General features: G+C 59.1%; 8 protein-coding genes and 1 pseudogene. 6 read left to right on the forward strand and 3 right to left on the reverse strand.

What is annotated here, in order from left to right; all coding sequences use genetic code 11:
* The coding region (locus ACYP2A_RS19360; protein ID WP_459747346.1) for a condensation domain-containing protein at positions 1-2012 on the reverse strand (2012 nt) is incomplete at its 3' end.
* On the reverse strand, positions 2009-15067 hold the full coding sequence (locus tag ACYP2A_RS19365; protein ID WP_459747347.1) for an amino acid adenylation domain-containing protein: 13059 nt from the start codon (positions 15065-15067) through the stop codon (positions 2009-2011). The genes ACYP2A_RS19365 and ACYP2A_RS19360, both read right to left, overlap by 4 nt.
* A gap of 191 nt (positions 15068-15258) precedes the next feature.
* Here ACYP2A_RS19365 and ACYP2A_RS19370 point away from each other — a divergent pair, with 191 nt between their 5' ends.
* From ACYP2A_RS19370 to ACYP2A_RS19395, 6 genes are all read left to right on the forward strand, one after another.
* Positions 15259-16536 carry a nucleoid-associated protein gene (locus tag ACYP2A_RS19370; RefSeq protein WP_459747349.1) on the forward strand — a complete coding sequence of 426 codons (1278 nt, stop codon included), beginning with the start codon at positions 15259-15261 and terminating at the stop codon, positions 16534-16536.
* A gap of 28 nt (positions 16537-16564) precedes the next feature.
* On the forward strand, positions 16565-17674 hold the full coding sequence (locus tag ACYP2A_RS19375) for a hypothetical protein (protein ID WP_459747350.1): 1110 nt from the start codon (positions 16565-16567) through the stop codon (positions 17672-17674).
* A gap of 555 nt (positions 17675-18229) precedes the next feature.
* Positions 18230-18658: a hypothetical protein gene (locus ACYP2A_RS19380; RefSeq protein ID WP_459747351.1), complete on the forward strand. Its 429-nt coding sequence runs from the start codon at positions 18230-18232 to the stop codon at positions 18656-18658.
* 460 nt (positions 18659-19118) lie between these two features.
* The gene (locus ACYP2A_RS19385) at positions 19119-22271 is read left to right on the forward strand and encodes a hypothetical protein (RefSeq protein ID WP_459747352.1); all 3153 of its coding nucleotides are present in this window, start codon (positions 19119-19121) and stop codon (positions 22269-22271) included.
* A 149-nt stretch (positions 22272-22420) separates the two neighbouring features.
* On the forward strand, positions 22421-23236 hold the full coding sequence (locus tag ACYP2A_RS19390) for a RusA family crossover junction endodeoxyribonuclease (RefSeq protein WP_459747353.1): 816 nt from the start codon (positions 22421-22423) through the stop codon (positions 23234-23236).
* A 95-nt stretch (positions 23237-23331) separates the two neighbouring features.
* Complete coding sequence (locus tag ACYP2A_RS19395) at positions 23332-23559, forward strand: YciN family protein (protein ID WP_459747354.1); 228 nt, start codon at positions 23332-23334, stop codon at positions 23557-23559.
* 377 nt (positions 23560-23936) lie between these two features.
* Here ACYP2A_RS19395 and ACYP2A_RS19400 read toward each other — a convergent pair.
* Positions 23937-24362, reverse strand: a pseudogene (locus ACYP2A_RS19400) (IS630 family transposase); the annotation flags it as partial.
* Positions 24363-24484 lie beyond the last annotated feature (122 nt).

Raw genomic sequence — 24484 nt, forward strand, 5'->3', positions numbered from 1 at the left:
GCACCGACCGTCAACACCACCTTCGGCCCGCTATCACTCAATAAATACGCCACCCGCTCTGCCGGATGCGCCGGATCAATCGGCACATACCCTGCCCCGGCCTTCAACACGCCCAGCAACCCGACCAGCGTTTCCAGCCCGCGCCGGGCAAACACCGCTACGCGGTCATCGGCCTGCACGCCCAGCCCGATCAGATGCTGCGCCACCCCGTCGGCCTGCCGGTTCAGCTCGGCATAGATCAGCGACTGGCCCTGATACACCGCCGCCACAGCTTCTGGCCGCGCGCGTGCCTGCAGCTCGACCCGCTGATGAATGCTCAAGCCCTGCGGATAATCCGCCTGCGTTTTGTTAAACCCTTCCAGCACTTGCTCGCGCTCTGCCGCAGGCAACATCGACAGGCTGTTGATCGCCTGCCCTGCACCCTGCTCCAGTGCATCGACCAGCTGTTCCACTGCACGCACGACATAATCACAGACCCGCTGCCCGTCGGCCTGCGGGCTGGCCAGCAGGCTCAGGCTGAAATCACGGCCCAGGTCGTCGATGCTGAGCGTCAGCGGAAAATTGGTGCGCTCCTTGCCGCGCAGGGTTTCGATACCCTCCCAGGCGGCCAGGGTCTGGGCGCTGGCGGTGTGCTTGCTGCCGCTGGCGCTGTGCCGATAGTTGAGCAACGCACTGAATAACGGCGCCGGGGCCGGCACGCCGCTGCAACGCTGGGCCAGCGCCAGCGGTGCGTGTTCATGACGCATCAGGGTAATCAGCCGCGCATGGGTAGCTTGCAAGGCCGTGGCCACCGCTTCGGAGCCGATCTGCACACACAACGGCAAGGTATTGATGAAGATGCCCAGCGCCCGGTCGGTGGCCTCGGCGCCTTGCAAGCGGCCCATCAATACAGTGCCAAAGACCACGTTCGACTGCCCGGTGACGCCACTCAAGACTCGCGCCCAGGCCAGATGAAACAGGCTGGCGGCACTGACCCCCTGCTGCCGCGCCTGAGCGCGCAGGCGCACGCTGAGCGGGCTCGGCAGCGGCACATGGCATTCTTCGATGCTGCTGCCGTCGCCCTGCACATCATGCAGGCCAAACGGCAAGGTCGGTTCATCGATTGCGCCGAGCATGTCGCGAAAGAACGCTTCGTGTTCCTGCTCGCTGATGCCCAGCCGCGCCTGCGCCACATAGTTGCGAAACGGCACCGGCGTGCCCAGTTGCGCGCCCTGACCGCTGAGAAAAGCCTGGATTTCATGGCGCACCACGTCCAGCGCGCTGTGGTCCAGGGCCATATGGTGAAACAGCAGAATGGCGACAATGCGCTGTGCGCCTTCATCCCAGGCATGCGCCAGATGCAGCAGCGGCGCACGGCTGACCTCCAGCCGGTAATGACGGCTGTCGAAACGCGCTTTCAGGCTGTCCAGCGCCTCTTCACCGGGCGCAGGCTCAAGGCTTTCGCGCGACAGTTGCGCCTGCCGCCAGACCACCTGCACAGGTGCCGACAAGCCTTGCCAAAGCACTGCCGTGCGCAAGATATCGTGGCGATCGATCACCGCTTGCAGCGCCTGGGCAAAGGCTTCCAGCCGCTCGACACTGGCGAAGACAAAAGGCGTCTGCATCACATACGGATCGCCGTGGGCGGCGCTGACATGGTGGTACAGAATGCCTTCCTGCAACGGCGCCAGCGGGTAAATGTCCTGCACATTGGCCGCGCCGCCCGGCACCGTGGCGACAATCGTGTCGATCTCGGTCTGCTCCAGACTCAGCAGGTTGAGCATCGCCGGGGTAATGCGCGTCGCATCAGCCGGGACGCCATTGGCCGGCACCTGCACCGGACCGCTGGCGCCGGGTGTGTACTGCCCGCTGCGGATCAACGCCAGCAGCGCCGGCTTGTGTTCACGCAGCAGCGCCAGCATGCCCGGCTCGCTGAGCGCTTGTTTGTTGCCTTGCACCAGCAGTTGGTCATCCTTGAGGGCCAACTGAATGTCCCTGGCCTTCAAGGCCGTCAATACGTCATTCAGGCTCACAGGACGATCTCCATTCTTTCCGTGATAGCGGCATAGCCGGCCAGGGTCGGTTGCTCGAACAATGCCCTGACATCAGCCTCGATTCCTTGTTGTTGCAAACGTCCGATCAGGGTCACGGCCAGCAACGAATGGCCACCCAGCTCGAAAAAGTGATCCTGACGCCCGACCCGTTCCACCCCCAGCAGCTCGGCCCAGAGCCGCGCCAGGGTGATTTCCAGCTCACCCTGGGGCGCTTCGTATTCGCGGGTCTTGATCGACTGCGCATCCGGGGCCGGCAGTGTCTTGCGGTCCAGCTTGCCGTTGGGGCTCAGGGGCAAGGCGTGCAGATGGACAAAGGTCGCCGGCACCATGAACTCCGGCAGGCGGTCGAGCAGGTGCGCACGCAGCAGATCGATGTCCAGACGCTCGGCGGCGGTGTAATAGGCGATCAGACGCTGATCATGAGCAACCACCACGGCTTCGCGAATTTCAGACCGCTCGGTCAGGCGTGCCTGAATCTCGCCCAGCTCGATACGCAGGCCACGGATCTTGACCTGATCGTCGTTGCGGCCCAGGTATTCGATATTGCCATCCGGCAGGTAGCGCGCTACGTCGCCGGTGCGGTACAGCCTGCCCTGGCTGAACGGGTTATCGAGAAAGCGTTCGGCATTCAATTCCGGGCGATTGAGGTAGCCACGGGCGACCTGCACGCCACCGATATACAGCTCGCCGACCACGCCCAGCGGCACCGGCTGTTGCTGGGCGTCGAGGATGTACATGCGCGTATTGGCGATGGGTTTGCCAATCGGGGTGTTGTCCGGGGCAGGATCAACACAGTGCCAGGCGGTGACGTCCACCGCCGCTTCGGTCGGGCCATAAAGATTGTGCAGTTCGCTGTCCGGCAGTTGCGCCTTGAAGCGCCGTACCAGACTGCCCGGCAACGCCTCGCCACTGCAGATCACCCGTTTGAGTGAAGGGCTGGCGCTGTTGTCGTCATGGGCCAGGAACACATCGAGCATGGAAGGCACGAAATGCAGGGTGGTGATGTTTTCCTGGGCGATCACCTGTTTCAGGTAAGCCGGGTCCTTGTGTCCTTCGGGTTTGGCCATGACCAGCCGGGCGCCGGTGATCAGTGGCCAGAAGAATTCCCAGACCGAGACATCGAAGCTGAACGGGGTCTTTTGCAGGACCGTATCGGCTGCGGTCAGGCCGTAGGCGTCCTGCATCCACAGCAAGCGATTGACCACGGCGGCGTGTTCGTTCATCACACCTTTGGGCTTGCCGGTGGAGCCGGAGGTGTAGATGACGTAGGCCAAGTGGTTTGCATGGGTATCTACATGGACATTCGCGGCATTTGTACGCGCACCGAACTCCATCACGGGCATATCCACAACCGGCAACACCCCCCGCGTCGCTTCATGCACCAGCACCACCACCGGCGCGCTGTCTTCGAGCATGTGCGCCAGCCGTTCCTGCGGGTAAGCCGGGTCCAGCGGCACGTACGCGCCGCCGGCCTTCAAGATCCCCAACAGCCCGATCACCATCTCCAGGCCGCGCTCGACGCAGATCGCCACGCGATCATCCGCCTGCACGCCGCGAGCGATCAGTTCATGCGCCAACCCGTTGGCCCGCGCGTCCAGCTCGGCATAGCTCAGGCGCAAGTCACCCGCCTGCACCGCAATGGCTTCAGGCGTACGCAGCACCTGCGCTTCGAACAAACCATGCAAGGTCTGCTCAAGGTCATACGGCACGGCAGTGGCATTGAAGCGTTCGAGTAACAGATGACGCTCTTCGTCCAGCAGCACCGGCAGGCGCTCGACCGGTCGTTGCGGCTCACTCGCCAAGGCGTCGACCAGGCCGGCCAGGGCCTGCTGCATATAGCCGCACAGCCGCTGCGCACCAATAGAAGATGGGGTCAAGACAGTCAGTCTAAAATCATCACCCATGTCGTCGGCGTTCAGGGTCAGTGGGTAGTTGGTGCGGCCTTCGTGGCTCAGGGTGACGATGCCTTGCAGCGCCTGTTGCTGGCTGGCGTGGTTTTCGCTGTGGCGGAAGTTGAGCATCGAACTGAACAGCGGCAGCGGCGCGGCCACGCCACTGCAGCGTTGCGCCAGCGCCAATGAGGCGTGTTCATGGGTCAGCAGCGCGCTGAGCCGGGCATGGGTGCCTTGCAGCGCCGCGCGCACACCCTGGCCTTGCAGGTCGATGCGCAGCGGCAAGGTGTTGATGAACATCCCCAGGCCCCGGTCGGCACCGGCACCGCCGTGCAAACGGCCCAGCAGCACGGTGCCGAACACCACGCTGTCACGGCCACTGCTGGCAGCCAGCACCCGCGCCCAGGCCAGGTGGAACAGGCTGGCGGCACTCACCCCGGCCACTTTGGCCTGACGCCGGATGTTCAGCGTCAGCGACGCGGGCAGGGTCAGCTGGAATTGCTCGATGTCCACGCCATCGCCCTGCACATCTTGCAGCCCGAACGGCAACGTAGGCTCGTCGATATCACCGAGCATCTCGCGGAAAAACGCTTCGTGCTCCTGCTCACTGACGCCGTGGCGCGCCTGCACCACGTAGTTGCGGTAAGGAATGGCCTGGCCCAGCGATTCATCGAGGCCCAGCAGGCTGACCTGCATTTCCTGGCGCACCACCTCGAGCGCCGTATGGTCCAGCGCCAGGTGATGGAACAGCAAAATGGCCACCAGCCGGTCGTTGGCCGGGTCCTGGGCATAGACCAGGTGCACCAGCGGCGCCTGGGTAATGTCCAGGCGGTGATGACGGGCATCGAAGTTCGCCTGTAATTGCTCGAGCACGTCCTGGGTCGAATCGACCGACACCTCGGTCAACGGCAGCCCGGCATGGCGCCAGACCACTTGCACCGGCACCGGCAGGCCCTGCCACAGCACGGCGGTACGCAGAATGTCGTGGCGGGCAATGACCGTGCGCAAGGCCTGGGCAAAGGCATTCAGGCGTTCAAGGCTGTCGAAGGCCAGGCACGATTGCAGCAGGTACGGGTCGCCCTGGCTGGCGCTGATGTGGTGATAAAGAATGCCCTCCTGCAACGGCGCCAAGGGGTAAATATCCTGCACATTGGCCGCGCCACCGGGCACGCTGGCGACAATGCGCTCGATATCAGCCTGCGTCAGTGTCACCAGCGGCAGCATGGCCAGGGTGATCAGCTGGCAGTTGTCAGGGATCAGGTTCTCCGGCACCGTGACTTCCCGCCCGTTGCCCACGGCAGCGGCCAACGCAGCCAGGGTCGGCTGGTTGAACAACACCCGCACATCGCTGCTTAGCCCGGCCTGGCGCATGCGCTCGATCAGGCTTACGGCCAGCAACGAATGCCCACCCAGTTCGAAGAAATGGTCATGCCGCCCAACCCGCTCCACCTTGAGCACCTCGGCCCAGATCTGCGCCAGGGTGGTTTCGGTCTCGCCTTGCGGGGCTGCGTATTCGCGGCTCAGCAGCGCGCCCGAGTCCGGGTCCGGCAGCGCATTGCGGTCCAGCTTGCCATTGACGGTCAGCGGCCAGCTGTCGATGCGCACATAGGCCGTCGGGATCAGTGCCTCCGGTAAACGGCCCTGCAAATGACTGCGCAAGGCCTGGATATCGACCTCACTGTGCGTGGCGGTAAACCAGACCAGCAGCTGCCCACCGCGCACCAGCGCCACCGCCTCATCGACCTCGGGATGAGTCAGCAACGCGGCTTCGATCTCGCCCAACTCGACACGCACGCCACGGATCTTGACCTGGTCGTCGTTGCGGCCCAGGTAGTCGAGCGTGCCGTCGGCCAGCCAGCGCACCAGATCGCCGGTTTTGTACAGGCGCGCGTTGGGCGCTGCGCTGAACGGGTCTTCAAGGAAGCGTTCGGCGGTCAGATCCGGGCGATTGAGGTAACCGCGCGCGACACCGGCACCGCCGATGTACAGCTCGCCCGCGACGCCAATCGGGACTGGCTGGTGCTGTTCGTCCAGCACATAAGCCTTGGCATTGGCCATGGGTTTGCCGATATGCAGCGCCTGGCCTGCTTTTACAAGGCCCGAAGTGGCGACCACCGTGGTTTCGGTGGGGCCGTAGTTATTGACCACATCGAAGCGCTGGTTGTTGGGGAATTGACGCAGGCGGTCGCCGCCGATCAACAGAGTGCGCAGGGTTGGATGTGGTGTGGCGTAGTTGAAGGCGTATTCGGCGATGGGCGTCGGCAAGAAGCTGACATCCAGCGGCTGGGCGCGCCACCAGGTCAATAAAGCGTCGATGTCTTCAGCGCCGTCTTGAGTCGGCGCCAGGTGCAGGGTGGCGCCGCTGCACAGGGCGGGCCAGATTTCCCAGGCGGTGGCATCGAAGCCGAAGCCGGCGAGGCTTGAGGTATGTTGGCCAGGTTTCAGGTCGAAGGTCTGGCAGTGCCAGTCGACCAGATTTGCAAGGGTCTGGTGTTCGACCATGACGCCTTTGGGCTGGCCGGTGGAGCCGGAGGTGTAGATCACGTAGGCCAGTGCATTCGCCTTGCTGCATAACCTGTAGGAGGCAGCTCTGCTGGCGATTGCCGGTATAACAGACGCAGCAGATGTGTTGGTCTTGCTGGCCTCATCGCCAGCAGAGCTCCCTCCTACAAGAACCGCGCCATCAGTAAAAGCGGCGTCCAGGTCAATAACCGGCACCGCCAATTCGGGCAAGCGCCCGCGCAATGCGCTAACCGTCAGCACCACCTGCGGCCCGCTGTCGCTTAATAAATACTCGATCCGCTCTGCCGGATGCGCCGGATCAATCGGCACATACCCTGCCCCCGCCTTCAAAACACCCAGCAACCCGACCAGCGTTTCCAGCCCGCGCCGGGCAAACACCGCTACGCGGTCGTCCGCCTGCACGGCCATCTCAACAAGACACTGCGCCAGCCCGTCGGCCTGCCGGTTCAGCTCGGCATAAGTCAGCGACTGGCCCTGATACACCGCCGCCACAGCCTCTGGCCGCGTATAAGCCTGTTGCTCGACCCGCTGATGAATGCTCAAGCCCTGCGGATACTCCGCTTGCGTTTGGTTAAACCCTTCCAGCACCTGCGCCCGCTCGTTCACCGACAGAATCGGCAACCGATCGAGCCGCTGCTGCGGGTGCTGTTCCAGCGCCGCCACCAGTTGCTCCACGGCGGTGTGCATATAGCCGCCAATCCGCTCGGCGCCGCTGTGGGCGGTGGCCAGCACGGTCAGGGCGAAGTCGTCACCCAGATCGTCGACGCTCAAGGTCAGCGGGTAGTTGCTGCGTTCTTCACCGCCCAGCAAACGCACGCCTTCCCAGATACCCTGGCCGTCGCGTGGTGCGTGCTCGGCGCTGCTGTGCCGGTAGTTGAGCAAGGCGCTGAACAGCGGCGACGAGGCCGGCACCGCGCTGCAACGCTGGGCCAATGCAAGGGACGCATGTTCATGGCCGAGCAATGCGGTCAGCCGCTGATGGGTGATGCGCACGCCGTCGCGCACGCTGCTGCCGGCATCGACGCGCAGCGGCAAGGTATTGATAAACACGCCCAGCGCCCGGTCGGCGCCCTCGCCGCCTTGCATACGGCCCAGCAGCACCGTGCCGAACACCACGTCACGGCGGTTGGCCAATACGCCGAGCACCCGCGCCCAGGCCAGGTGCATGAGGCTGGCGGCACTGACGCCCAATTGCCGGGCCTGGCTGCGCAAACGCAGGCTCAGCGCCGCGTCCAGCGCCCGGCGTGCCTCCTCGATGCCGTGGCCGTCACCCTGCACGTCGTGCAGGCCAAACGGCAGCGTCGGCTCGTCGATATCGCCCAGCATGTCGCGGAAAAACGCTTCGTGCTCCTGCTCGCCCGCGCCCAGTCGTGCCTGGGCCACGTAGTTGCGGTACGGCACCGGCGTGGCCAGGGCAGCGCCGTGCCCGAACATCAGCGCCTGCATTTCCTGACCGACCACTTCCATGGCGGTGTGGTCCAGCACCAGATGGTGAAACAGCAGAATCGCGACCACCCGCTGCTGCGCCGGATCCTGCGCGTAAACGATGCGCAGCAACGGCGCCTGACTCAGGTCCAGGCGGTAGTGGCGGGCGTCAAAGCGTGCATGCAACTGCTCAAGCATGTCGCCATTGGCCGGGTCCAGCGGCACTTCCAGCAGCGGCAGCTCAGCCTTGCGCCACACCACTTGCTGCGGCGCTGGCAAACCTTCCCAGACCACCGAAGTGCGCAAGATGTCGTGGCGGTCGATGACCTGCTGCAAGGTCGCGGCAAAGCTCTGCAGCCGCGCCAGGCTGTCGAACGCCAGCCGCGACTGCAACAGGTACGGGTCGCCCTGGGCGGCACTGATGTGGTGATAAAGAATGCCTTCCTGCAACGGCGCCAGGCCGTAGATTTCCTGCACATTGGCCGCGCCGCCCGGCACCGTGGCGACGATGCGCTCGATGGCGGCCGGTTCCAGCGTGGTCAGCGCCAGCATGTCCGGGGTGATATGCCGCGCCCCCTGCGGCACGCGGCTGGCCGGCACCGTGATCTCGCGGCCGCTGCCCACAGCGGTTGCCAACGCTGCCAGGGTCGGCTGGCTGAACAGCGCACGCACATCGCAACTCAAGCCAATCTGGCGCATGCGCTCGATCAGCGTCACCGCCAGCAACGAATGCCCGCCCAGTTCGAAAAAGTGATCATGGCGGCCCACCTGCTCAACCTTGAGCAATTCGGCCCAGATCTGCGCCAAGGCGATTTCGGTCGCGCCTTGCGGGGCCTCATAACCGCGGCTGAGCAGCGCGTCCTGGTCCGGTGCCGGCAACGCGCGGCGGTCGAGTTTGCCGTTGTTGGTCAGCGGCAATTGCGCCAGCTGCACATAGGCCGACGGCACCATGTAGTCCGGCAACTGGCTGTGCAACTGCGCGTGCAGGTCGCTGATCGCCGGTGCCGGCTCGCCTTCGTGAACGGTGAAATACGCCACCAGACGCTTGTCGCCCGGCGTTTCTTCGCGCACCAGCACCGCCGCTTCACGGATCGCCGGCAGGCTGGCCAGCCGCGTCTCGATCTCGCCCGGCTCGATGCGGAACCCGCGAATCTTCACTTGCTGATCAAAGCGCCCCAGGTACAACAAGGTGCCGTCCGCCTGCCAACTGACCCGATCGCCGGTGCGGTACATCCGCGCGTGGCTGTCTGCAACAAACGGATCGACGAGAAACTTTTCAGCCGTCAGTTGCGGCTGGTTCAAATACCCCTTGGCCACACCGTCGCCGCCGACATACAGCTCACCCACCGCACCCACCGGCAACGGTTGCTGCCAGGCATCGAGCACATACACGCGGGTATTGCCAACCGGCCGACCAATCGGAATGCTGCCCGCGCCCACCGCCCGGATTTCGAAGGTAGTGGTAAAGGTCGTGGCCTCGGTCGGGCCATAGCCATTGAGCAGGTGCTGCGGCGCGCCGTCGCGCAGCACCTGTTTGATCACCGCAGGGTCCAGCACATCGCCGCCGACCATCAGGTAGCGCAAACGGCTGAAGGCCGGCAGCAGGTCGGCGGCGTACTGGTGAAACAGCCCGGCGGTCATCCACAGCAGGGTGATCGCCTGCTCGGCCAGCAGCGCCGCAAAGGCCTGGCGCGACAGCAGCGTGTGCTGGTCGACCACCACCACGCGGCCGCCATTGAGCAGCGGCGCCCAGACTTCCAGGGTACTGGCGTCGAACGCCGGGTTGGAGGCAAACGCCACCCGGTCATGCTCATCGAAGTCGGCATAGCCGTTATTGAGCACCAGCCGGCTGATCGCCCGGTGCGGCACCAGCACCCCCTTGGGCATGCCGGTGGAGCCTGAGGTGTACATGATGTAGGCCACCGACTCGGCGGACTGCATCAGGTCCGGGTTGTGCGCCGGATAAGCGTCCAGCACCAACGCCTCAAGACTGGCGGCATCCAGCGTCAGCAGCGCCTGGCTGTCCTGGACCATGAACGCCTGGCGTTCGGCCGGTGCATTGACGTCCAGCGGTACATACACCGCCGCACACTTGAGCACCGCCAGTTGCGCAACCAGCAACGCCAGCGAGCGCTCCAGCAACAGCGCCACACTGTGCCCCGGCTGCACGCCGAGGCTGATCAGATGATGGGCCAGACGGTTGGCCTGCGCGTTCAGTTCGCGGTAACTCAATGACTGCGTGCCCTGTACCGCCGCCACGGCATCCGGGTGGCTGGCGACACGGCTTTCGAACATACGCTGCAGCGTCTGCTCGCGGGGGAACGGACGGCCGGTCAGGTTGAAGCCGACCAGCACCCGCGCCCGCTCCTGGTCCGACAGCATCGACAGCGTCTGCAACGGCGTTTGCGGCGCCTGTTCCAGCGCGGCGATCAGGTTGCCCAGCGCGGTGCTGAAATAATCGCAGACCCGCGCGCCGTCCACAGACGCCACGGCTTGCACGGTCACGCGCAGGCCATCGCCCTGATCGTCGACATTGACCGTCAGCGGGTAGTTGCTGCGCTCGCGCGAATTGAGCACCTCGATACCGGCCCACTGCGTCACCTCTGCCTGGGCAGGCGCGCTATGACGATAATTGAGCAAACTGCTGAACAGCGGCTGCCCGCCCGCCATCGCACTGCAGCGTTGCGCCAGCGCCAGTGAGGCCTGCTCATGCCCCAGCAACTGCGCCAGACGCCGATGCGTAGCGCGCACGCCATCGACCACCGTTGCGCCTGCCGCCTCAACGCGCAGCGGCAAGGTATTGATAAACATCCCCAGCGCCCGATCAGCCCCCGCACCGCCCTGCAACCGGCCCAGCAGCACGGTGCCGAACACCACGTCCTGACGCCCGGATAACTGCGCCAGAACCTGCGCCCAGGCCTGATGCACCAGGCTGGCAACGCTGATACCCAGCTGACGCGCCTGTTGCCGGGCACGCTGATCGAGGGCTGCATCCAGTTGCAACTGACTGTCGACAATCGCGCTGCCGTCACCCTGAATGTCGTGCAGGCCGAACACCGTCGTCGGCTCGTCGACATCGCCGAGCATGTCGCGGAAAAACGCCTCATGCGCCTCATCGTTCGCGCCCAGCCGCGCCTGGGCCACATAATTACGGTACTGCGCCGGCGCCGGTTGCAGCCCGGCAACGCCTTGCAGATGCTCGCTGATTTCTGCCACCAACACTTCAAGCGCGGTGTGGTCGAGCAGAATATGGTGCAGCAGCAAAATGCCGACCCAACGCTGATTGGCTGCGTCTTGGGTATAGGCTAAGCGCATCAACGGCGCCTGTTGCAGGTTCAGCCGGTAATCGCGTGGGTCGAAGCGCGCCTGTAACTGTTCCAGCACATCGCCATGCAGCTCGCTTTCGTCGATGCGCTCCAGCGCCAGCGGGGCCTGACGCCAGACCACCTGCACCGGCTCCGGCAACCCTTCCCACACCACACTGGTGCGCAAAATGTCATGCCGGCCGATCACCGCATTCAGCGCCGCGACAAAGGCCTTGATCGGCGACAGCCCGTCAAAGGCGAACTGCACCTGCAACACATACGGGTCACCGGCCTCGCTGGCCAGGTGGTGATACAAAATGCCCGCCTGCAACGGCGCCAGTCCGTAAATGTCCTGCACATTGGCGACGCCACCGGGCACCGTGGCCAGCACCCGCTCGATCTGCGCCTGATCCAGGCTCACCAGCGGCAACATCTCGGGCGTGATCTGCACGGCATCTGCCGCAATACGGTTGGCCGGCACCACGATTTCACGCCCGCCGCCCACCGCAGCGGCCAGCGCCGCCAGCGTCGGCTGGCCAAACAGCACGCGCACATCGGCGTGCAGCTCCTGCTGGCGCATGCGCTCGACCAGCTTGACCGCCAGTAATGAATGCCCGCCCAGTTCAAAGAAATTATCCTGCCGACCGACACGCTCGACCTGCAACACGTCCTGCCACAGCGCCGCGATACGGCATTCAACCTCACCCAGCGGCGCTTCGAATTCACGCCGGACAACGGCATCGCTGTCCGGGCGTGGCAAAGCCTTGCGGTCCAGCTTGCCATTCACTGTCAGCGGCCACGCGTCAAGACGTACAAAGGCGCTCGGCACCATATAGTCGGCCAGCGAGTGCAGCAGGTGCTCACGCAACTCGGCCGGCGCCGGTTCCGCGCCCGGCGCCGCGATCCAGTAAGCGACCAGACGCGGGTCGCCCGGTTGATCTTCACGGGCAATCACCACGGCATCGCGCACCCCGGCATGGGCTGCCAGTTGCGCCTGGATTTCACCCAGCTCGATCCGAAAACCACGAATTTTCACCTGATCGTCATTGCGCCCCAGGTAATCGAGACTGCCATCGGCGTTCCAGCGCGCCAGGTCGCCGGTCTTGTATAGACGTGCAGCAGCCCGGCCATTGAACGGATCGGCAATAAACCGCTCGGCACTCAACTGCTCGCGGTTCAGGTAACCGCGCGCCACGCCGGCACCGCCGACGTACAGCTCGCCGACCACGCCCACCGGCAGCGGCTCGCGCTGTTCGTCCAGCACATACAACTGCAAATCGGCAATCGCCCGGCCAATCGGACTGACCCCCACCAACTGCGCGTCCTGCGCCTGCAACGGTCGATACGTGACATGCACCGTGGTTTCAGTGATGCCATACATGTTCACCAGCCGCGTGCCGGCGTTGCCGAGCTGCGCATACCAAGGTTTGAGCATGCCCGGCTCCAGCGCCTCGCCGCCGAAAATCACCTCACGCAACGAATGCTTCAGCGGGCTGGCCTGCTGCGCCGCAATCAACTGGCGAAAGGCACTGGGCGTCTGATTCAGAATGCTCACACCGCTCTGGCACAGCAACGCATAGCACTCATCCGGCGAGCGGCTGATGCGCTGCGGCACGATCAGCAACTGTCCGCCATGACTCAGCGCGCCCCAGATTTCCCACACGGAAAAATCGAAGGCGAACGAATGAAACAGCGCCCACACATCCTGCGCATTGAAAGCAAAATCGGCCTGCGTGGCACTGAACAGACGCGTAACGTTATGGTGCTCGACCATCACCCCCTTGGGCGTACCGGTGGAGCCGGAGGTGTAAATCACATACGCCAGGTGATGCTTGCTCAGGCCGACGATCACCGGGTTGCTGTCCGCAAAGTACGTCAACGCAGGGCTGCCCAACTCAATGCCAGGCACACCGGCAGCCGCTATCAAATGACGAGTATCCGCCTGCACCAGCACCGCCACTGGCGCGCTGTCTTGCAAGGTGAAATTGATCCGCTCCTGCGGATAACCCGGATCGATAGGCACATAACCGGCACCGGCCTTGAGCACGCCCAACAGCCCGACGATCATCTCGAAGCCACGCTCGACACAGATCGCCACGCGGTCATCAGCCCTCGCGCCCAGCGCCAGCAACTGATGCGCGACCTGATTGGCGCGACGGTTCAGCTCGCCATAGCTCAGGGTCTGGCCCTCAAAGATCAACGCCGTGGCCTGCGGCCGCGCCAGCGCCTGGGCCTCGAACTGCTGGTGGATCAGCGGCGTATCGGCAAACGTTTGCGCTGGCGCGTTAAAACCATGCAGCAGGTGCTGACGCTCCTCGGCCGGGAGGATATTCAAACGCTGCAGCGGCGCCTGCGGTTCGGCGTCAAGCGCATCGACCAGGCTGTACAGCGCGCTGTGCAGGTAATTGGCAATGCGTTCCGCGCCAATGCGCACGTCGGCCAACGCCGTGATGCGCAGCGCCTCGCCCAGGTCGTCGATATTCACCGTCAGCGGGTAATTGGTGCGCTCTTCGCTGCCCAGCACCTGAATGCCCGGCGCCACCTCGATGACCTCGGCGCTGTCGCCGGCATCGCTGTGGCGATAATTCAGAATCGCGCCAAATAACGGCGTCGGCACCGCCACCGCGCTGCAACGCTGGGCCAGCGCCAACGACGCCTGTTCGTGATCGAGTAACGCCGTCAGCCGTTGGTGCGTGCTCAACACCCCGTCGCGCACGCCCTGCCCGCCAACATCCACCCGCAGCGGCAAGGTATTGATAAACATGCCCAGCGCCCGGTCGCTGCCGTCGCCGGCATCCATGCGCCCCAACAGCACCGTGCCGAACACCACGGCATCACGACCTGACAACTGCCCCAACACCCGCGCAAACGCCAGGTGCAACAGGCTCGCCACACTCACACCCAGCTGCCGCGCCTGGGCACGCAAACGCAGGCTCAACGGGCTGTCTAGCATCAACCGGGTCTCTTCGATCACCTGCCCGTCTTGCGCCTGCACACCGAACGGCAAGGTCGGCGCATCGATATCGCCCAGCATCGCACTGAAAAATGCCTGCTGCGCCGCTTCATCATTGCTCAAGCGCACCCGCGCCAGCGCATCGCGAAACGGCACCGCCGCCGCCACCTGCGCCGTCTGCCCGGCCAGAAACGCCTGAATCTCGCGGCGCACCACATCCAGCGCCGTGTGATCCAGCGCCATATGGTGAAACAGCAACAACGCCACCACGCGGCTGTTCGCCGGATCCGCCGCATACACCAGCCGCAACAACGGCGCCTGCCGCACATCCAGACGGAAATCGCGCGAATCATAAAGCGCCCGCAACTGCGCCAACACATCCCCGGCCGTGCCCAGACTCAACGCCTCACGCACCAGCGTCGCCTGGCGCCAGACCACCTGCAACGGCTCATCGAGACGCTCCCACACCACCGCCGTGCGCAAAATATCGTGACGGTCGATCACCCACTGCAACGCCTCGCCAAACGCCTCAAGACGCCCGGCATCGGCAAACGCAAACTGCGCCTGCAACACATACGGATCACCCTGCGCCGCACTCAAATGGTGATACAGCATCCCCTCCTGCAACGGCGCCAGCGGGTAAATGTCCTGCACATTCGCCACCCCGCCCGGCACCGTGTCGACGATACGGTCGATGGCCGCCTGGTCCAGATTGACCAGCGGCAGCATGTCCGGGGTGATGCGGTAAGCCGGGCTCAGCCAGTTGCCGCCCCGGATCGCGAGCATGTCCAGCAGATTGGCTTTTTGGGCGATCAGGTGATCCCAGACGGCGTCGTCCAGTGAATCGTCGTTGCCGAGAATGACCAGATCGTCACCTTCGCGTTGAAGACCGATTGCGTGGGTGGAGAGAACAGCCATCAAATCGCGCAAATGCATGGGGTGACCTGCCTTGAGAATCGTTGACGGGAACGAGGGGTGTGAGGGCCTGTTCCGGGGGTAAAGCCAACGCGTGCCGTCCTGGCTCGCTGGTGGGGTGGGAAATTAGAAGATTTGGGGGGTGGGGGGTGACATGGGAAGGGGGGACATAAGGAAATCATGCTGAAACTGGCACACCAGAGACAGCCGTGATGTCCAGTACCTTGACAATGAATAGCCATGTCAACCCGGTATTCAAAATGGCATGCGTGCGATGCCGAGGTGCTATCATCGGCCACATGCAAACCTACGGCTTTCATACGCCGAAATTTCCGGTAGATTCCAAGGATGAATTTGGCATGGATTTGAATACAAACGTAACTGGTGCCGAAACAGCCACTGAAGAGGTAGAAATAAAATCACTTGTAGTCGTGAGCGCCTGTGCTGCGAGGTTTTTCAAAACCTCTATTGGGGGCCACACTTTTTACGACAGTAAAAAAGGCAAGGACTGGGATCTAAATTCCAGCGTTTGTGTAGATTTTGTTAATTTGATTGGTAAAAAATTTTCACGAAGCGGTCGAATTTACGGCTATGTCGATCCGGGCATTATTTCGGCTGCAGAAAATTTTTCCAATTACTGCGCCAATACTGATTTTGATTCTTTCGTCACCGGAGTAATGGACCGACTTTGCCATGAAGCGAATGATCCTGCTCGAAGATCAATTAGTGAGGGCTATGTTGTATTTGCCCATTATCAAGATCTCCATTGCCGCGACCATATTTTGGTCATAATGCTCGGCAAAAAGGGTGGATATGATTTCGACGACAATAGCAGTCTCACACCTAAAGATACAGAAAGTTTAAATCTTCAAGATTTCAGACAAGCTGCATGTATGGATCTGACCGCATTCTCGTCTAGCTTCCCCGAAAATAAAGGTGAGGCATATATGTACTTTATCAAGGGAAACTCAAAGAGTGAATTTTTCAACGCAGCACTAGGATGCTCCGACTCTATACCAGGCAAGGTATGTATCGACAACTTGAAAAATGCACTAACAGCGTATTTCGCAGAAAAAGCTAGTGATTTATCGGCAACAGACAGACGAAAAATCCACACTCGCGTGGTTAGTTACATAGAGAGCAAAGCGGGAGAAAGAGTACACCTATCAGAAATTCAGCGCGAAATTGACAAATGCCTCCCATCAAGCTCTCCACACCATGGTGGCCTTACCAAGTTCATCTCAGAAAACTCAGAGCGATTCAAAGTTAGTGAAGAATTCCAACCCTCGAATATAGCTGCAAGAAACATGGGATTCGTCGATGTCAAACTACCGTCTGGCGACTTCAGCGGCCGCATCAAACTTGACGCAGTAGCTATTGGCGACAAAAGTGCTGACTTGAGTGTTGATAAAGATTTTGTGTATTTGACTATCAAGCTTCCAAACGACGTCTCGGAGAAACTAAAGGGCATAGGCTCTGAGAATATTTGAGGATGCAAGGATGCTAGACCGAATCTCAATGGATGACGATCAACTGGTACTCAATACTGAGGGTTTGGACGATGCAGAAATTAATGACTTTCTAATTCAGCACGGTTGCCAAAACCCGCAAAGCCTAGAGCGGATAGGTAATCAGATTTACCTTTACACAAGTAGGGCATGGACTGATCGCTACATTCCATTCTTTGCTGATGCTGAAGCACTGTGGCATACGATACGAACTAGGGAGATAAAGCCCGACCATCACTATGTGATTGGGATGGATACAGAGGGAATAGCAGCACTCAATCTTCGACTGGGTACATATTTCTCATTGCGCTCAATGCTCAAATCCCTTTGTCACCACGAAGGTGATGAAAGCCAGCCGATGAAATACGTGTTCTTCCGTTCCAAAGAGTCCTTTCTCACGAAACTTGAAGTTCGGTACGCCATGAGCTACAGCGAACTAATATCGGTTCCCGCTGACGAGTCTTGGGCTAAGCGCGCTAAGACCCTAGAGCTAGCTGTTGGAGAAGAAGATGATGTGCACTGCGACGAGAGGCGGCATGTTATGCGAGAGACTCTGATAGAGTCTCTCAAAGAAGAAGAAAATCGGAACATCCAATTCTTGATGTCCTCACTGGGGAGCTTTTACCAAAGTTACACCGAGCGCTACAAAGTTTATATAAGCAAGTTTTCAGTGAACAAGATTTTAGCGGGGATTGAAAGTGAGCGCATTGGGTTTTTATGCAAAGTCCAAGATGCGATCATGACTCAACAGACCAAGGCATTTGCAATACCAGGGGGCGTTATTGCAGTTGGCGCATTTTTAAAATCAGCAGCTAATGGCTGGGATTTCTTCATAATATTTATTGGCCTACTGATTTCGACATGGATGATTGCCTCCCTCAACAGCAACGTTATTGGCCACATTGATTTACTGAGCGAGGAGTTTGAACAATCAGTATCCAAATATGATGATGTAGTCGTGGGCATTGATGAAATCGAAGCCGAGATAAAACGCTCAAGAGTCAAGCTTTTAACTTCATCTTCCGCAGCAAAAATCAAGTTACAAGCCCTAACCAGAATATCTTGGCTGATTTTTATTTTGGTGAGCCTTGTACTATTTGAACGCGCCGATTTTATTTAAACCCAAAACCCAAAACCCAAAACCCAAAACCTTTACCTGCCACTTTATCATTAGCCGCTAACATTATTTAACATCGGCAGTTTTATAAAAAGCAAGAGCCGCACCTTTCACACTTCAAAAAGATACTAACACATCACACTAGAGCACGCATGAAAATATAAACATCCATATAATCGCTAATTAACTCCGGCAGATCATGACCTCAAAAACGCCATCATCGCCCCTTGTGTTTGGAAGACCGCTTTGGTTGGCTCGTTGGCCAGTGTGGTGCTACTTGCTGCATTGCCAGAACGATGGTCTGAGATACGGATAGTTCTCGGAATTATCTTCGGCGCCAGTTTATGTGCTGCGCTACTCCCTTATCTGCTGAACATCATCACCGCTCCAAGGCATAGCTTGGCCAAAAAGCAATACCTGCCCCCAGAGCGCTGCCCCAAGAACAAAGGGCGCAAGGGTATGAGGCATCTGGGCTGATTCGGCCCATTGATGTATCCCCCGCCTTTTTTTTGGAGCCTGCTCTTTAATTATGGTTTTCCCTTCATTTGGATGCTGGCTATGACGCAAAACTCAGAGATCAAGAACAAGCTTGCCATAGGCAAGCGGAACGAGTTCCTCATCTGGGGATACTTGCTAAGTGAAGGGATCGACGTTTTCCCCGCTTTGGTTGACGACAAGGGAATCGATGGGGTCGTTGGGTACAACGGCAGATATTTCGAAGTGCAGATCAAAAGCGGTGAAAACTGGAACAATCAGCGTGGGCTAAGCCGTGAAGTGGTGAGCCACAACCCTGAGCGAATTTTTCTGATCTACAACGCCACAGCGAATGAGGTTCGATATTTTACTGGCGCGCAGATCCTTAACGAGCCTGCTTGGGAGTTGTCGATCGATTGGAGATTCCCCCAAATCAAACTGCCAAAATCAATGCTCGATCAGTACAAAGGCCATGACTGGGCTGGCTTCATTGCCTACCTGAAAACTGCATAGAAAAATAATCGCTAGCGGAGCAAATAGTGGCAATTTGCTCATCTATGCTCCAACTGCATGCAATTCTCATGGAGGGTTAGCTAATCCGCAGGGCCTCGGCGCGGTTGATGAAACGGTAACAGGCCCTAGCAGGTACCCAAGCCTTCTAAACGTTGCTTGTGCTACGCCATCTGGCGCATACCCGTGACCTTCCCCCTGCTTGGCTTTGGCCGGCAACTGACGAGACTACGCGATGGATCCGACACCCTCTGAGTTGACTGCAATGGTAGACGCGCGCAGGGCTGCGCTTGTACCGCCCCTACCTGCCCACAGGCGCCCTTGGGGCTTAGCGCTATCCGGGGGCGGCATACGCAGCGCCACCTTCTGTTTGGGGCTCGCCAAGGCTTTGGCGCAAAAGGGCCAGTTTCGCCAGTTCGACTTGATGTCCACAGTGTCTGGGGGCGGCTATGCAGGCTCTAGCTTGGGCAAGCTATTCAACCAGGCTTTTGCGGGCCAAAATCTGGAGCCTATGCTGGCGCGCATGGAGGCAAGCTGGTGGCTGTCCTGGCTGCGTTCCAATGGCCGCTATTTGGCTCCCAATGGCGGCAAAGACACACTGTTCGCTATTGCTAACTTCAGCCGCAACCTTCTGGGCGTGCATTTGGAATTGGCGATGCTTGGCCTGCTGCTCGGCTGTCTGTTGGCCGGAATTGATCTGTTCGTCTGGAGCACCCTCAGTAATTACGCTGGCGATAGCTTGGCTGAAGCTCCGTGGCTTGGGTTGTGGGGAATATTGTCGCTGGCTGCCACTCTGCCTACCCTTTTTCTATTGCTACCGCTATTGGGCGTGCTGGCCGGGGCGCTCAGTTGCGCTTACTGGCTGATGCCCATAAGTCGCTATGCGTTGCTGGCGCCGTGTGCAGCCATGGGGTTGTTTGGGGCGTACCAGTATGACCCGCTGAAGGCCATTCTGGAGCTGCTTCCGGTGTACGCCACCATACTGGGCGCGGCGTTTATGGGCATGTGGATGGCCGGTGCAGTATTAGCCTTCGCGCTCTGCGGCCCGGATGGGAGCAAGGTCGACAAGGCACGTAACCAGGTTACCCGCGCTCTGGGCTACGTGCTGGCCGGAGGGGTGGGCTGTGTGCTAATCGGTTGGGCTGACCAACTCGCTTGGTACCTATCGATAAATAGCAGCACAAGCAGCTTAGGACCAGGGTTGATAGTACTCGGTGTCGCCCTGCGCGCCGTGTTGCCGCTACTGGCCCACCTACCTAAGAATATGGGGCCGTTTGGCCGCGATGCTCTGCTCGGGTTGTTGAGCCTTGTCGGGTTGGGCGTGTTGGCGGCACTGGTAGTGTTCTGGGTAAGCGTAGTGCACGGATTGGTTAGCCCTGTCGTATTCCGAGGTGGGCTGGTTGCGTATTACGAGGGTGGCTTCAAGGTGCTCTACTTGCTTGGTGGAGTAGCTGTAGCCTGGGCTTTACTGACACTGGCCAACGTCGATTTTCTAAACCGTTCCTCTTTGCAGACGTTTTATCGCGGGAGGTTGGTTCGCGCCTACCTAGGGGCCAGCACGCGGGCGCGTTTCCAAGGCGGGCAAAGCGATCCTTTGCAACCGCACCAGCCCAGCCCGGATGACTTGGCCGTGACCCTGCCGGTGCAGGCCGACGATGTACCACTGGGTAACTACCAGCCGCACAATAGCGGCGGCCCAGTGCATCTGCTGAACGTATGCATCAACCAAACGGAAGACCCACGTGGCGGTTTATTCAATAGTGATCGCAAAGGGGAGCCGATGGTCGTGGCACCCGGAGGCTTGATGCGTGTGGCCTATGAGGGCTGGAAACGTATGGCGCCGGAGCAAACCATGACCTTGGGTACTTGGATGGCTATTTCTGGTGCGGCGTTCGCGCCAGGGCTGGGCGCAAGCACCCGTCCGGGACTCGCGACGCTGCTGACCTTGGCTGGTGTACGCTTGGGCTACTGGTGGGACAGTGGGCAGGGATCGATAGCGTTTTGGCGCAAGTATTCGCTGCTGTGGGCCGAACTAAGAGGGCGATTTTCTGGCCGACGCTTGCGACATTGGTACTTAAGTGACGGTGGCCACTTCGACAACACCGGCGCCTATGCCCTACTACGCGAGCAGTGCGAGCTGATCGTACTGGCCGATTGCGGTGCTGACCCCACCTACCGCTTCGAAGACTTGGAAAGCTTGGTGCGTAAAGCTCGTATCGACTTGGATACAGAAATCGTCTTCCAGCGCCCTACCGTTGCTGACTGCGCAAACGCGTATGGTTCGCTAGCCGATGTGGCGGCCAACGACAGTGATGCCTGCCTAGCATTGGCCAAGGTACATTACCGAGCCACCGGTATGGAGGGCTACCTGATCATAGTGAAGCCTAATCTGTCCAACACTATCCCTGTAGACCTTCAGAACTTCAAGCTCACAAACCCGCTCTTCCCTCAGGAATCCACCACCGATCAGTTCTTTAGCGAAGCTCAGTGGGAGAGCTACTTTCAGCTCGGTTGCCGATTGGGGCAGGGAGTAGACCTGCCCAGCTCAGGTGGATTGACACGGCACTTCAGCCAGTTTGTTGATGACGATGGCGCAGTGATGATGACCGGGCGCGATGGGGAAAAACGACTGACTTTTAACGGTGGACGGCGCGTTTCGCGCATGGTTGCCAGCGGCGCAGTGGGCGCCACTCTCAGCCTAGGCGCCCTAGCCTCGGCAGGCGTAGCAGCTTGGCAACTGTTCGAAGCCCAGATGCAGCGCGCCAACGCCAGTATTGCGATCGACCAGAGCGAATCCAACGAACTAAACGCCCGCTACATAATGGCGTCGAGCCAGGCCAACGACTTAGCAGGCTGGGATGCAGTGGCCGCCATGTTGCTACGAAGCGCCGCTCAGCACTGTACCACGCCCAGTTTTGATGATTTCACCCGCAACGAATACCTCAAAACCATGGTTGCGACCACCATCCAGCAGTGCGAAACGAACAGATCCGATACCAATGACACGCACGGACTTTTTTGCGCCAAGATGAAAGACGATGCTATACGCCCGAGCTGTCTCACTCCTCCCCGGGCGCAAGCTTGCGAAGCACGCTACTGGGTGCGTCGCTACGATGGGGTGACCACTGTTCAAGACAACTGCTTGGCTGTTCCCACCGAAATCGATGCCTCGCAGGTTGTTGTGAATGCCTCTGAAAAACCGGAAGAGCAGGCACAGGTAAAAAAAGAGCTCAGTTGCAAAGGCTACAGGGTATACATCCAGGTGTTCGGACCAGCACTCGAAAGCGTCGCCACCGCTTTTGGCAAACAGTGGCGTGAAGAAGTGGGTGCCGAAGTTCCCCCTACCGAGGATGTGCTTGAGACCGCTCTACGCAAAGGTCGCAAAGCCCCTGGCGGCTACGCACAGCCAACCATCATCAAGTACACCGATGAGGACATTCAGGCCGCGGCGTGCGCGAGGGCCTTGCTGCCCCAAGAACCAAACGAAAAATCTCAATTCGTGCCCGAGGTATGGCGGTCTGAAGAGCGTTGGCAGATCCGAACATTGGCCAGCGCGCTCAACAAAAAAGTGATCGAGGTGTGGTTTCCTGCCGCATTACCGCCTGGCTCTCAATAGAATGTCATAGCGACTCAGTGGCCATGGGGGGAGTAGATGAGATCTTCTTGAGGACAACTGTCCTAACGCCCTGGCTTGTGCTCGAATGAGGTGCATACTATTTATGGTGGCACCTCATTCTTTCAAAACGCTCATTGGACATTGGCGCAATGGCTCGCATCACTGTAGAAACTGAAAATTGTGATCAGGAAAATCCATTCATCATTGAAGAGTTATCTGATGCTTCGATCTGTCTGAAGATTGAATTTGATGAAATCGTAAGCGCTCAATCCCAAGCAGAGCGCAAACGGGAACTAATTCAAGAAATCCAACGGGAGCTATCGCGTTTCACGTGGGTTATAGCAGGGATCGTCCAGATAGAGTTTGCATGGTACCTGCACCGAGTTCATCGTCAAGAAACTGATAAGATTGGTGATTTAGATAACATTACCAAGCCTGTTCAAGACGCGTTGGCCGGTGCGCTCGGCGTTCTTATTGATGACTCTCAGATCAATTCAAATCATACCTGTTGGCGGTCTAGAAACGAACAAGTAACCTATAGCGTTCTCGTGTTAGATCTGCGTTTTTCGAACGATGAGTGCCTATTCAAAGAGAATCTCTTCTTTATTCAGTACTGGAACGCCATGTGTGTTGCAATAAACGTCGATTTTTCAGATCACAAATCTATTATTGGAGCTATTTTTGTCATCCGCGCCCGGAAACTGCATAGGTTTTTGGGTAATCATTTGGACCGATTATCTCCTAGCACGGGGCGCCAAATGATTCTCACAACGTGGGACTTTCACAGGACTCGTGTGAATGGTTTCCCTTGGGAGATGATCTTGTCCCTAGTACAATTCAAAAAGAGAGCCTCAGATGCAGGTATTACGTGGAAAATTCTTCGCCAGTCGGTTCGCGCATTCGGCCCTAGGGGGCTATTTGGCAAGCTTAAGCACAGTCTTGGTAAACTGAACCAGCCAAAATAACCTTGGCGCAGCAGTCAGCCAGGTGCGATCATACTTGTGCTTAATCGAAACAATTTCATATTCGATCACAAAATTGGTAAAAAGGAGTTTGCAATATGACATCTTATAAACAGGCTCTTAGTCGAGAAGCATTGGTCGATCTAGCTAACAAAGAATTAAAGGAGTGTGAATGTTACCAAGAAGGCGACCACTTTACTGACGTGTACCTGCAGAGGGATGTGTTAGTGATGGATTTTAAAGGTAAAATAACGCCGGAGACAGACTTTGAAGGCATCAAGAGCTTCACAAAAAACTTTGTTAGCAAGTACACAATAAAAGATTGATTGAATAATGATAGATTGTCGCCGCGTACATTGGCATGAGATTTGTTATGGCTGCGATTGGATTGCAGTGGCGCGGTGATTAACTATCATTAGTGAAGGTTTTTTCTACATGTGTTGTGCAGGCTCGTATGTCAGGAAATCACTCAGGCAGAGCGGCCAAGGCATGAGGATTAAATGACAATTACAGAGGGCACTATGTCTATAGAGACGTACAGAAAATACCGGCGCATCCTCAAGACGACGCCATTCCACGGTAAATTTATGGAGTACAAATGGGGTGGCCTTCCCTCTAGCATTGACGCACAGTGGATGCCCTATTCACAGATGTTTGAGGAGTTCTCCCGCGAGCTAGTGTGGCGCCTCATAAATAACGTTTCTCATGCAAGTGATGCCATGGCATCACGTGCCCGTTTGATCTTCGCCAGGATCTGTTCACCGTCTGCATTCCATACATAACGTGTTGGCATCGCATTTCTGAGTGCTAAAAAGGCGGTGATCGATGCTTCGAGCTCACGAACCGAACTGAAACTGCCTTCACGCAGATAGGTCGTGATATCCCGAAAAAAGCGTTCCACCATGTTCATCCAGGAACTGGAAGTCGGGGTGAAGTGCATGTGGAACCGCTTGTGCTTCGCCAACCACGCTTTGACCTCAGGATGCTTATGCGTGGCGTAGTTATCCGCGATCAGGTGCAATTGAAGATGCTTGGGCGTTTCTCGATTGATCCGCTTGAGAAACGACAGCCATTCCTGGTGCCTGTGCTGATGTTCGATACTGCTGATGAGACGTCCTTCAAGATAATTGTAACCGCCTCACCAACCCCACATTCCAAGCCCCAACCTGATCCCCGATGCTGAGCTCCCGAAACCTCTCAGGAGCCAGCCGCTCATGATGCGTCCCGACGCCAAAGTCGAAAAAGTCTATC

The sequence above is a fragment of the Pseudomonas sp. 3A(2025) genome, assembly GCF_054589175.1.